At 69.8% G+C, this 12509-nt stretch carries 11 protein-coding genes; 1 reads left to right on the top strand and 10 read right to left on the bottom strand.

All coding sequences use genetic code 11. The features are described from left to right. Positions 1–30: 30 nt before the first annotated feature. Positions 31–171: a hypothetical protein gene (locus tag RND61_RS26465; protein WP_315880624.1), complete on the bottom strand. Its 141-nt coding sequence runs from the start codon at positions 169–171 to the stop codon at positions 31–33. Positions 172–444: 273 nt separating this feature from the next. On the opposite strand from RND61_RS26465, the gene RND61_RS26460 reads away from it, so the two are divergent. Then, entirely contained in the window at positions 445–1245 is an 801-nt protein-coding gene (locus RND61_RS26460) for a GntR family transcriptional regulator (RefSeq protein ID WP_315880623.1), read from the top strand. Positions 1246–1570: 325 nt separating this feature from the next. Here the strand turns inward: RND61_RS26460 and RND61_RS26455 are convergent, their stop codons facing one another. From RND61_RS26455 to RND61_RS26415, 9 genes are all read right to left on the bottom strand, one after another. After that, the gene (locus RND61_RS26455; RefSeq protein WP_315880622.1) at positions 1571–3781 is read right to left on the bottom strand and encodes a hypothetical protein; all 2211 of its coding nucleotides are present in this window, start codon (positions 3779–3781) and stop codon (positions 1571–1573) included. Between the two features lie 683 nt (positions 3782–4464). Continuing rightward, positions 4465–4980 (bottom strand): hypothetical protein, encoded by a 516-nt coding sequence (locus tag RND61_RS26450; RefSeq protein WP_315880621.1) that lies wholly within the window; start codon positions 4978–4980, stop codon positions 4465–4467. Beyond that, the gene (locus RND61_RS26445; RefSeq protein ID WP_315880620.1) at positions 4970–5752 is read right to left on the bottom strand and encodes a ParA family protein; all 783 of its coding nucleotides are present in this window, start codon (positions 5750–5752) and stop codon (positions 4970–4972) included. Before RND61_RS26445 ends, RND61_RS26450 begins: the two co-directional genes overlap by 11 nt. A gap of 274 nt (positions 5753–6026) precedes the next feature. Then, complete coding sequence (locus tag RND61_RS26440; RefSeq protein WP_315880619.1) at positions 6027–6731, bottom strand: hypothetical protein; 705 nt, start codon at positions 6729–6731, stop codon at positions 6027–6029. A gap of 4 nt (positions 6732–6735) precedes the next feature. Beyond that, the gene (locus tag RND61_RS26435) at positions 6736–7557 is read right to left on the bottom strand and encodes a hypothetical protein (RefSeq protein ID WP_315880618.1); all 822 of its coding nucleotides are present in this window, start codon (positions 7555–7557) and stop codon (positions 6736–6738) included. A 40-nt stretch (positions 7558–7597) separates the two neighbouring features. Further along, entirely contained in the window at positions 7598–8005 is a 408-nt protein-coding gene (locus tag RND61_RS26430; protein WP_315880617.1) for a DUF6211 family protein, read from the bottom strand. 650 nt (positions 8006–8655) lie between these two features. Next, positions 8656–9774, bottom strand: a complete 1119-nt coding sequence (locus RND61_RS26425) for a hypothetical protein (RefSeq protein ID WP_315880616.1) — start codon at positions 9772–9774, stop codon at positions 8656–8658. 241 nt (positions 9775–10015) lie between these two features. Next, a complete protein-coding gene (locus RND61_RS26420; protein WP_315880615.1) occupies positions 10016–11044 on the bottom strand; it encodes a phosphoadenosine phosphosulfate reductase domain-containing protein in 1029 nt (342 codons plus the stop codon). Positions 11045–11099: 55 nt separating this feature from the next. Next, positions 11100–12509 (bottom strand): hypothetical protein (locus RND61_RS26415; RefSeq protein WP_315880614.1); only part of this gene is annotated, 1410 nt, incomplete at its 5' end.

Here is a 12509-nt window from a genome sequence, read left to right as displayed (position 1 = left end):
AGCGCCAGGCACGCGAGTGACGCTCAGCGGTCAGGGACGGCGCTTCTGCGGGATCATCGGGTCGCCCTGGCGGAGGCGGCCGTCGGTCCGGCCGGCGCCCGGCACCGGGATGCCCGGCTGGCCCGTCCGCAGGTAGCCGTTCGAAGGCGTGCTGGTCTTCCGCTCTGCCATGATGTGAGTCCTGTTCCATGCGTTGGGATAGGGACTCGGGGCGGCCCATCTGCTTGGCGGTAGGGGGGTCGCTCCGAGGTGCATCCGGCCTCGTTGGTGCTCAGCACCGGCGGGGCCGTTGTCGCGTAAGGCGACTCCGCAGCAAGCCCGTTGGCGTCCTGCGGCATCTCCAGTAAACGCCAACCTCCACGGGAGGTCAATCAAGTTCCACGGGAGATTTCAAAATCTCCTCGGGAGATTGAGTGATCTGCTGCGGAGCCTTACCCTCAGCTCATGACACAGCACCCGTCCGCCACCCCGGAGTTCCGCAGCGTCGCTCAGCGACTGCGGGAGGCCGTGACGGGCGGCACGTACGAACCCGGCTCCCGGCTGCCCGCCGCCGCCGAACTGGCCGAGCACCTGGGGTGCACCCGCTCCGCTGTAGAGAGGGCCGTCCGGGTCGCCGCCGCCGAGGGCCTGGTGACCACGCGCAAGGGGTCGGGGGCCTACGTCTCCCGTCTCCTGCAGCGGATTACCCGGCGGACGGACGGCCTGCTCCGCTCCGTCTCCGACGGCGAAGCAGCGGGCCCGGACGACGCGCTCGAAGCGGAGCTGCGTGCCCTCGGACTCGTCGCCCGCCACTTCCCCGACGTCCGCACGGAGCGGGCACCGCAGGACCTGGCCGCTCCGCTCGGCCTGAAGCGCCAGGGGCAGGTCCTCGTCCGCGAGACGCGGACGTTCGCCGTGGCGGCCGGCTCCGCGCCCGCCGACCCCGGCACCCCCGTCCAGCTCGTCTTCACGTACCTGCCGCTCGACATCGCGCGGCACACCGACCTGGAGCGCCCAGACCTCGGCCCCCGAGGCGTAGAAGGCCTTCTCATCGAGCTCGGGCACCGGCCCACGGACTTCTCCGAAACCGTCGACGTCCGCCCGCCGCATGAGCACGAAGCGACCGCGCTGGAGATCGACGCGGACAACAGGGTCATCCAACTGACCCGCACCGCCGCCACCGTCGACCGGACCGTGGCGGTCACGGTCAGCGTGCTCCCCGCACACCTGTGGTCGCTCTCCTACCGGTGGACCACCACCACCTGACGCCCCGCTCCCCGACCGGTCGGGCCGGCGCGTCCCATCACTCGGTAGCCCGGTAGATGCGCAGGTCAGAGGCCACCTACCGGCAACTACCTACCGCCTACCTACCGCGCCTACCGGCGCCCTCGACCCTCGACTCGGGCCCGGCCTCGCGGCCGCTGGACGCCGTCCCGGACGCTCTCGACCTCCCCGGCCCGACGGGTGCCAGCAGGGCCGCAGAACGGCCCCCAGGGCCCCTCTGCGGTGCCGCACTGAGGACATCGGTGGGCAGCAGAACGGGGGCTGGCCGGACCCTTCCAGGTCCGGCCAGCCCCCGTTTGCGTCTTGATCAGATCCGCGCCAGGGCCCCCTTCGGGTCGAGCGCGTCCAGGTCCGCGATCGGGCGCCCGAAGGTGTCCAGCAGCTTGCCCTTGCCCTTGTCCTTGGCGGCCTTGGCGGGCGCCTTCTTCTCCGCCGCGGCCTGCTGGGCGGCCTCCCAGCGCTCCATCGCTTCCTGCATGTAGGTGCGGGCCGTCCCCTGCGACGTCAGCCCCAGTTCAGCCTGCACCTGGTACGCGACATCGGTACGGGTCCGGGGGGTCACCGCCGGACCGAGCAGACGGGGTTCGCCCTGCTCGCACAGCTCGTGCACCCGCTGGATGAAGCGCTGCTTCAGCGAGCCCTTGGCCAGCGGCGCCGACGGCTTCGACGCCTCCCTCGGCTTCGGAGTCCTCGGCTGCTCCGCCGTCCCGGCCGGCGCGGTCTGCTCCGGTTCTGCCTGCTTCGCATCGAGCTGAGCCTGAAGCTGCTCCGCCTGCTCCTGCGAAGCGGCGATCTTGCGCTCCGCCTCGGTACGCGCCGCTTCGATCTCGCGCTCCGCCTCGGCCTGCTTCGCTTCGATCTTGCGCTCCGCCTCGGCCCGCTCCGCCGCCAGCTGCTCGGCCGCTTCGCGCTCGACCCGCTCGGTCGCTTCCCGCTTCGCCCGCTCTGCTTCGGTGCGAAGCTGCTCGGCCTGCTCGCGAAGCTGCCGCTCCGCCTCCCCACGAAGCTGCTCCAGCTCCCTGTTCCACCGGTCCCGCTCCGCGCGGACCTGCTCGGCGCCCTGCTGCTCGAACCGCTCCGCCTGCTCCCGAAGCTGCCGCTTCGCCTCGTCACGAAGCTGCTCGATCTGCTCGTGCCACCGCTTCGCTTCCCGCTCGGCCCGCTGCTCGGTGGTCTCCCGCTCCGCTCGGCGGTCCTCCGCTTCACGCGCCGCACTCTGCTCGACGGCTTCACGGACAAGCTGAACCTGCTCGGCCGCTTCCCGCTTCGCCTGTTCTGCTTCGGTGCGAAGCTGCTCGGCCTGCTCGCGAAGCTGCCCGGCCAGTTCCTCGAAGCGCTCGCGCTCCTGCTCCCGCTCCGCCTGGAGCCGGGCGCGCTCCTCCCGCTCCGCCTCCAGCGCAGCCAACGCCTCGTCCCGCTCCTGCTTCGCGGCCCGCTCCGCTGCACGCAGCTCGTCCTGAACCTCGGCCTTCTGTTCCTCCAGCTTCTGCGTGACCTTCTGCTGCAACGCGGGCAGCGAGACCACTGTGTTCACCACGGCGTCGACATCCGCGTAATCGAGCCGTCCCAGCCGCCCGGCCTGCATGTGACCCATGGTCCGCCGGACCACGGCAAGAGCCTGGTCCACGTTGACCGGCGCGTCCGCGCGGTCCAGTGCGACCGCCGCGTCCTCGGTCCGCCGGTCCACCGCCCGGTCCGCCAGCGACTTCCGCCAACCGAATCGGAACGTACGGTCGGCACGCTTCTGGGCACGGGCCAGCACGATGACCGCGCGAGCGGCACGCTGGGCCAGCAGCCGGCGGGAGGTCTCGCTGGTCGTGGACGTCGTGTCCAGGCCCAACCATGCGAACGCCGCGATCCAGATCCGGCGCCACAGCAGGACGAACAGGCGAAGCGGGCCCGGCCGGACGCCGTCCTCCTCCTCGACCCTCGCCAGCTCCGCGATCCGCAGGTCAAGGCCGTGTTCCAGCAGCTTGACCGACACCACCGGCACACCGGCCAGGGCCACCTTCGCCCACAGACCGCCGCCCTCCGGCGCGTGCACCCAGTTCGCCGCCGCCGAGAGGGCCACCAGGCCCCACGCCATCCGGCGGGACCGGATCATGCCCTCGGTCCACCGCGGCACCTCCTGGGCAGCCAGGGACCGCGCCAGCCCCAGCATGAGGCCGATCTCCGCGCCGTCGAAGATCGCGATGAAGAAGATCCGCAGCAGCAACGGCAGCCCCGCGGTGTCCTCCGCGAACCCGTACAGGCCGTACATGGAAACGGACATGCCGCAGATGCCGACGATGGTCCGCCAGCGGTCGTCAATCATGGCCATGACCCGGGCGCGGGCCTCACTGTCGTCGTCTCGGCGAGCCTTCTCGACCGCCCGCGTCACCGCCCGGCCGGCCAGGCGCACGACCAGGATCAGCAGGGCCAGACTCGCCACGCCCGCGAGCACTCCGCCGAGAGCAACCGTCCACGGAGGCACCCCCAGGGACTCCGCCACGGCATGGATACGGGGAAGCACGTTCACGCCCCCACCCCCGGCAGCAGAGCACCGGAAGGTGCGCGTCCACCCCATTCTGGGGTGATACTGAAGTACGACATCGGAGCCTCGTCTCTGGTGTGAGACCCCGGGATGCCTGCCCTCCAAGCAGTGGCACCCGGGGTTTCGTGCGTATCGGACGCGCATGGACCTCTTGCGCTATCCCTAATTATGCCTTAACTTTCCTTGGCTGTCAAGATCTCTGCGCGAATTCCACAGGAGACCTCTTCGTCACCTCTCACCCTCCCGGGTCGGAGAGGCGGAAGACGGGGGAGGGGGGAAGCCTTGGGCCCTGAGCCAGCTATCGAGAGCCAGAGCCACGACGTCCCCATGCTGAGTGCCGTGCTCTACGTGGTATCGACGGATGCGGCGCTGAAGGTCCAGTTCCTGCGGTACCGAGTAGTTGAACTGCCCCCTCTTCGTCCCCCTGGACTCGATGATCCGAAGCGTGTCGGGATGCGGCTCATACGGATCGCTCGGTACCTCACCGGCAGCTTCGGCCTCCAGCTCGTCCGCAATGGCACGCAGAGAAGCGATCTGGCGTTCCTTGGCACTCAAAACCGAACCTCCTGGCGGATCAATAGGCGACTACCTATCAGCATAGGTGACTATTGAAATAGTCACCCGCGCTTCCTCCCTCCCGCCTGGTTGGCGGGAGGGAGGTGCGGAGGTCAGAAACCCCGGGAAGTGAGCCAGTCATCCAGGGCGACGGTGACGATGTCGCCCATGGGGAGGTGGTCCACGTCGTTGTCCAGCGCGAATCGCTTCAGGCGCTTCTTCAGGCGGAGATCGGCTGCAACAGATGCATCCAGAGATTCGCGCCTGACAGAGCGCTGGTTCAGTACCTCGACTGCCGTGGGAAGGTTCTCAGGACGCCCCGGCCCCGCCTCCCACCCCTGACTGCCGTTGACGGAGACCTGTGAAGGGACGTAGCCAGGCGCTGGCGGTGCGGCTGCCGGGACGGTGGCCACACCCCTTCCAGCAGAGCTGGTAGCGGCGGGAGCGCGCTTCTCATCCTGCGCTTCCCCCCGCTTCTCGCCCTGGGGAGCTGCGGGGGCCTTCTTGTGAGCGGGGGCCGGCGGACGCGTCCGGCTGCGACCCCTCTGCTTCTGGTCGAGCTCGTCCAGACCGTTCAGCTCGTCCGCGCCCTGTCCTTCTTCCACTGCCTGCTCCTCCTCAGTTGCCATACCGAACCACCGCCTGGTGAACCCGCTTCATCTGCTCAACGAAGAGTTCTTCCTTCTTGAAGACGGGCTCAGAGCAGATAGCCACCCGCTTGCGGCGCACACCGACCCACTTGTACTCGGAGACGATGGGGCCGACAGGGACCTGGAACTTCTTCGCCAGCCGCTTCAGCTCGTCTTTGTGCCAGGTCGGGACGGACTTGGGCACCATGTAGGGGATCAGGAGAAGCGGATAGTCGCTGATGTCCTGAAGCAGGTGCTCCAACGACGCCATCTCTCGCGTCTGCAGGATCACAGGCACTACCGCCACACGGGAAGCTGCCAGGGCGCCGTGGGTGGAAGGACAGGCGTCGGGATGGGTATCCCAGGTGATCTTCCTCTTCAGCTCTTCCGACCAGCGGATGAGGGACCTCTTCACCACCTCGGGCGAAGGCTGGAACTCACCGAACGTGCTGTGCCCGGGGATCAGGTCCGGCTTCCGCGGGCCGCCTCGCAGCGGCTTCGGCGTCCGGTCGTTCTCGAAGGCTTCGATCAGCGGGGCGCCGGTTCGCGTCTCTTCGTTGTAGCCCCATCCCTTGGACAGACCTCCCTTCGACCAGTCCATGTCGCCGCCCACCCCGTCGTCCAGGTAGGCCAGCTCCTGAGCGAGGGTCGTCTTGCCGATCCCGCCCTTCCAGCCCACGACGCACTTCGTCTCTGGCTCTTGCACGGGAAACGGAGTGACCTGGTGGCCGACGGTCTCGATGCTGGCTTCCACCAACGCGTCTGACGTCATCGCTGCGTTCCCTCGGGCTGGTTATGGTGGTACTTCACGGTTCTCTCTCCTTCTACGGGTGGGGTCCGACTGCGTACGCCGGGGGCTCTCCCGGCGTTCGCGTTTTCGGGGACAGTGCTCGAACGGTACCTAGAGCGTTGTCGATGCGACCGTACCGGCCTGACGCGGGCTGGTGGCCCCATATCAGCCCGCGGCAAGTCAGACACGTCTCGATAGAACGAGGGGCGGGCCGCGTCAAATGACGCGGCCCGCCCCTCGTTCACTTAAAGCAAGATCAGAACGCACTCACGACTGTCTCCAACCTGACAGTCCCTCCGACCATCCGCCCTGCTCGCAGAGCAGCAGCGTAGGCCCGAAAGGGCGGCTGGTCAGCATAGATGTCCGCATGGGACAGACTGCCGAACAGTAGTGTCACAGCTCGTGCAGGGGAAGCCAGGCGCAACCAGGGTGACGGCACCACAACGTGCCCCCGGAGGTGCACCCGCACATCCGACTGCACCCTAACGCGACCTTCCGCGCCGAGGGCGATGCGCCAGCCAGGACTGTCCGGGGCGGCCTTACCCAATCCCGGCAACGCGTGCAGACCTTCCGAGACCAGTTGCCTCACTACGGGGTCGTAGGTGTGCCCGCCCTCGATGAGCGCCACCTGCTCCTCGAAGGCAAGCAGCAGAGCGGGCTTGGTGCCATCCACGGTGGGCAGGCCGATGGCGCGAGGGACCAAGTCGGTCTCTCCGGTGAGGGCCAGGTCTCCCGGACCGTAGTCCCGCACCTGCGAGTTCGCACAGCGATGGTGCGCGACCCCCAGATGGGACAGGCCGGGACTGCGACGCAGCACGACCACGGCCGGCTCCGTCCTCGCGTCGCCTGCAGTGCTGCACTCCACGCACTCGAACACCGTGACACGGCTCTGGAACTGCGCGGCCTGGTCCAGGCCCACTTGGTCGATGACATCGGAGGCGATGGTGACGCTGGTGGTCATCTGGTCAGTCCTCCGGGTTCTGCCGTGCGCTGCTGACAATGTGCGACCAGGTCCCGGCAGCTCCACCGTGCTCGCGGGCGAGCTCGCCGGCGAGCGTGGCGACGGGCATGTTGGGGTTCGCCTTCAACGCCTTCCTGGCCTTCTCCAGCCGCTCGTCCCCGTCGTAGGGGTAACGGCGCGTAGTCCCGGCTGTGCCAGCAGGGCGACCGCCACCACTCCGCTCGCGGAGCTCCCCGTACTGCCAGATGTCCCCGCGGCGGTAGTAGCGCTTCACGCGGCCGCTGTCGGTCTTCTCCTCCCTGATGGGGTCGGGCCAGTGCTTCGGCTTCCGGGTGGGGTACTTCGTGATGCTCGTGGGCTCCATCTTCAGCACCCGCGCGGCCTGCGAGAGCGTGATCTCGTCCTCGGCGTTGCCGCTGCGGTCGATCTCCGTCCGCCACTCCTGTGCGGCCTGGTAGCCCTTGTACCAGCGGTCCCATGCCTTGGAGTTCCAGTACATGGTGTTCCCGACCGTCTTCTCCGGCTCGGGATGGCCGTTGGTCTCCCGTTCGCGGTAGAACAGTTCGAGCGTGCTGCGGCCCAGGCCCGTGCGTTCCTGCAGTTCCGCGCGGCTCTCCAGCCCCGCGGTGCCGGTGAGGTCCTTGTACCAGCGGCGCCAGTCGGCGTCGTACCAGGCCAGTTCCCGGCCGGCGGCGTCCGGGACCGGCTCGGGGTGCCCGTTCGTCTCCCGCTCCCGGTACAGCTTCTCCAGGTACGTGAGGCTCAGGTCGTGCTTGTCCGCGAGCTCCCTGCGGGTCGATACCCGGCGCCCGTTCAAGATGGCCATGAGGGAGTCCTCCGTTGTGTTTCCGTCTCGCGACGGGGCTTCAGTCGTCATTGCCCGCCCCCTGGTCGCGGTGGTGCTGGTCGTGGCCGGCGGCGCGGGGCAGAAGTACCACGCCGGATTCCGTCAGGCCGTGCTCGACCTCCGGCTCCTCGTCCGCGCCCTCGGCGTCCTGGTCCTGGTCGACCTCGTGCTTCCAGTTCATGACACCGGACTCGATCGGCCTGGTGATCGTGTCGATGTCCTGGCTCTGGATGGTCGCCGCCCAGTCCTGGGCGCCGTGGGCGGTCTCGTCCGCGAGTTGGATGAACCAGCCGCCGTCACGGGGGAGGGGGCCGTCCTCGATGCGGTAGAGCAGACCGTGGTCGGCACCGGCCGTGTTCCCGGCGTGCAGGGTGATCAGGTCGTCAAGCGCGGGGGCCGTGTTCAGCTCCGCGTCGTTTACCATCATGCGTAGATGCCTTCCTGGTATATGGGCTTTGTTGAAGGGCCTGGGGCCAGGGGGCTTCAGGACGGTCAGCACTACTGCCATTGGGCTGACCGTCCGCCCCACTTCCTCCCGCGTCTCCGCGGAAGAACCGAGCATCGAACCTCTCGGCTTCACTAATCGTGCCTTACTCGGTTACTGCGTGTCCAGTCGTTCGGCGGACCCGGTCCGATCGAACGACCGCACTGCACCGGCAAACTACTCTTAGCCTGCCGGAATCCCTAATTATGCCCGCTCGGATTGAGGGCTACAAGCCACAAACTCCCAGCTCATGGCCTTGCCGAGACGGTTGAGTCGACGTTCATTCGACTTCTCTTCATACCTACAGGACCGCCTCCGGCGGGGGCCCTTACTCCCAAGGGGGCGGGGGCTCCGTCGCCGCGTGCGGGCCGTGGGTGGCTGGGGTGGAGGGGTGGCCGGGGGCTCCCCTCGGCCGGTCGGTCACCCGGAGGGCTACCCGGAACCCGGCGGGGCCGCCAGGCCGAGCCGCTTCGCGGTCGCGCGAGCGAGCCTGGCACCCCCACCGGAACCCGGGTACGGGCGAGCCTGCCCGACCGACCGAGGGGAGCCCCCGCCCACCGGGCGGAGCCGTGGCGGACGCCGCCGGGCAGTGCTCAGGCCGGCGCGACACGGCACCGGGTCAGGTACGTCTCGACCATGCCCTCGCGGACCGCGTTGCGCACGACCCGGCCGGTGACACGGAGCCGTTGCCCCTCTTCGGGGAACGGCTGGGTCATCGAGTCCCACGCGTACCGGCGTCCGGCGCCGTCGGTGAAGCGGACGCGGCGGCGCTCGCCCCACTGGCTCGTGAGCGGGCTGACCTCGGTGACCGTGGCCGTGATCGACTCGCGGTCCTCCGTGGTCAGCCGCCGCTGGGCCTCGCGCAGGTACATCGGGACTGCGGACACCACCAGACCGATGTCCGCCGGCGCCAGGTCCTGTGCGACCGCGCGGGCCAGTTTGCGGCGGTAGTCGCTCGCGGCCGCGTCACCGTGCAGGCACCAGTCCCGGACCGCGGCGGCCGTGGCCTCGACGTTCCCGGCGGCCCGGAGGTGTTCGTGCAGCTGGTCCAGGGCCTCCCGGCCGGCGCCGCCCAGCAGCAGGGCGCGAACCTGTTCGGCGGTCGTCCAGCCGCCGCCGCGCTTGACGTACCCGGCCTGGATGGTCAGGGCGACGGCGTACTCCAGGACCTGGTCGACGTGGAGCCGCAGGTCCGGCGGCACTTCGCCGGGCTCGTACGGCTCGGCTGCCAGGCAGCAACGGATCAGGTCCCACAGGTCGCGCAGGACGGTGACGGACAGGTTCGCGTACGGGCCCGCGCACGTCGTGCCCAGCTGCATCGTGCTTCCGTCCTCGTGCCGCAGGAGGTAGCTGGTCAGGGCCCCGCGTTCCCCGCAGGCGTCGCAGTGCGCGATGCGGTCGGCGGCCTCGTCCTCGAACGGCGGTAGCGCGGTCACGGTGTTGCCCGCCGTTCCGTCGTGCTCGACCTGGGCGATGACGGTCCAGCCCTCGAACTGCAGGAGGGGGAACGTCACGGTGACGTCCTGGACGGCCACGGCGCCGATGGGGACGCCGTTGACGTCGGGCCACGGCATGGGCTCGACGGGTCCGCGGCTGAGGTGGCATCCGGTCAGTCCGTGGGCCCGGGTCTGCCGGTCCGCCTGCTCGATCGCCTCGCGCAGGGCTGGGAGCTGATCGTTTCGGACGGGGAAGGTCAGGGATGTGCTGGTCATGAGTTCTCCGTAGGGGGCGACACGGCCCGGCCGTGGGAGACGGCCGGGCCGACGGAATGGGTCAGTGTCGGTGGACCGGTTCGGCCCGTCCCCGGGGAGAGCACGGCAAGCGCGGTGGGGCTCATCGCGACTCCTGGACGTTGAAGGTTCGGGACTGCCGAAGGAACTGCCACACCTTCGAGCGTTGCTAATTCTGCCTTATGTGCTGAACGGGGTCAACGCCGTTCCCCCTGTTCCGCGGCTACATCGTCAGGGTGCAGGTGCCGCATCCGCCGGTGGCGTGCAGCAGCGGGGCGGACCCGGTGCGGGCCTTGGACTCGTACGTCGGCGGCCGCCGGAGGGCGGCGTGCACGTCCCGTTCCATGCGCTCGAAGTCGGCGTTCTCCTCGACGCGGACGCCCGGGTCGGGGGCGTCCGGGCGGCGGGACTGCTCGATCAGCTCGGCCATCGTGATGTTGGGGTTGAAGGGGACCTGGCGGACGCGCTCGACCAGTGCGCACAGTTCGGCAAGCCGGGGCCGGCGGGCGACGCCCAGCAGCAGATCGCGGTGGCTGGCCAGCGTGCAGGTCGAGCAGGAACAGCGGCTGGACCCCCGGCGGTCCCCGGCGCCGGGGTGGGAGTCGTAGCACCAGTGGTACGGCACCTCTTCCGCGAGGGTCCACGCCCACACGTCGGCGGTGCTCACCTGGTGGGCGGGCAGCCACTCGTCCACCACCCGGTGGCTGTTGTCGGTCGTGCGGCGCCACACCTGCCGGTTGCGTCGGTCGCGACTCTCCTCCGCCCTGAGGCCGAGGACGTTGGCGAACATCAGCGGCCCTTGGACCTCCTTGCGCAGGGCGCGGACCTGCTCAGTGAAGGCGCCGAACACCATCTTCGTCTTCCACGGTCCGGTGCAGGTGCGGGCCTGACCCAGCCAGGGCCAATCCCCCCGCTCGGCGATGAACGTGAGCAGATCGAAGGGGACCGTGCGGCCGTCGACCTGCCGGGTGCGGCGGACCTCGATGTGCCGCTCCGGCGGGACGCCGAGAATCTGGCTGTGCTGGGCTGCGAGCTCGCTCGCGCTGGGCCACCGCACCCCGTCCACGGTGACGGCGGGCCACTCCATCGGGCCCAGGCTGGCGTGGGCGGTCCAGACGCGGTCGGCGACCCCGGCCCGGCGGGCGGCGTCCATCGCCCTGGCGCCCGCGATCACGCCGTCCTTCCCGCCGGACAGGTTGATCACGATGCGGTGCCGGGTCGCGGCGAAAGCGACCGGATCGGTGTAACTCATCTTGCTCTCCTCGGTGTTGGGCGGGCTCCGGCGGTTCCGGAGCCCGCGGGGTGGTTCAGGCGATGAGGGTCACGCCGCCGACGGTCTTGGCCCGGCGGATCAGCGGCTTTCCGCCCGTGGGGCGTGGGGGTTCGGGCGCGGGCAGCGGCCGGAGCGGGTTCCAGCGGGTGCCGACGTCCCCGGTGTGCCGGGTCCACGCCGCCTCGAAGTGCTTCCGCTGCTTGTCGCGGACTCCGGCCGGCGCCGCGACGGCGAAGGCGGCGGCCGCCGGGAACCCGCCGTCGGCGGTGAGGTAGTGGGCCCGCTGGATGCCGGACGTCTCCCCGCGCTCCAGGGCGAGCCCGTGGCGGGCGGCGAACTGCCGGATCAGCTGCTCGGCGGTGCGGCGGTCGCCTTCCCACACCGTCCGCACCGACCGCCAGGCGGGCCCCTTCTTCGCCGGTCCCCGGCATTCACGGTGCCCGGGGCACCACGGCTCGAAGTCCCCGGCGGGGTGGTCGGCCCGGCACTGCTCGGTCCGCGGCTGGCGGCACCACCACTTCGGTGACCGGCAGGACCGGCCGTGATGGGTGCGGCAGTCCGGCGTACGCGCCGCGTAGTAGATCCTCCGCACCTCGTAGATCGCGTACGGGGCCTGGTCCAACAACTCCTCGAAGGCGCTGAGCACGGGGTGGTTGCGGCCGTCCTCGGTGAGCCTGCGGTACAGGCTGTCCGTCCCGTACAGGCTGGAGCGCTCGTTGAGCGCCATCGCGACGTGCTCCATCCGCAGGACGTCCGCGGCGATGTGCGGGTGGTCCCGCAGACGCGCCTCGTGGGCCTCCCTGCTCGCGCACACGCCGCTGAAGCAACACTGTGAGCAGTACGACTTCTTGACCGGCTCTCCGAGCCGTTCCAGGACGAACCGCTCGACGTCCGCCCGGTCCTGACGGGCCAGGATCAGGGGATAGAACGGCTCGCAGATGGTCCGGCCGGCGGCCCGGTTGTGCTCGCGCTGGATGCGGCTGTCCTTCTCCGCGCGCTTCAGCTCGCCGTAGTGGTAGCCGATCACCCGGCGGTAGCTCGCGCCGCCGAACTCGGCCTCCGTCCACTGGTCCAGCACCCATCCCTTGAAACGGATGCTGCACGTCCTACGGCCATTGGCGATCTGGGGGACGGTTCCGGCCTCGCGGAGCTCGTCGCTCAGGCGCCACGGCCCCCGTGCGAAGATCCGCCGGGGAGAGCGGCTGTCGTCCAGGACGACCACGCCGTCCGCGTCCTGGCGGCCGGCGCGGGCGATCTGCACCAGCCGGACCCCGGCCCGGCGCAGGCGCGGAAGTACCAGCCGGTCGACGTAGTCCAGGGTGTCCGGCCATTCGTCGCCGGTGACCGCGTGGACCACGATCAGGTCGGAGAGGTCGGGGGCCAGTCCGTACCGCTCGGGGTGGTCCAGGAACTCGATCAGGATGGCCGTGCTGTCGGCTCCGAG

It is taken from the genome of Streptomyces tamarix (genome assembly GCF_032423885.1).
Classification (GTDB): domain Bacteria; phylum Actinomycetota; class Actinomycetes; order Streptomycetales; family Streptomycetaceae; genus Streptomyces; species Streptomyces tamarix.
The sequence above is the reverse complement of the archived record's forward strand: the minus strand, read 5'-3'. Positions and strand labels throughout refer to the sequence as shown.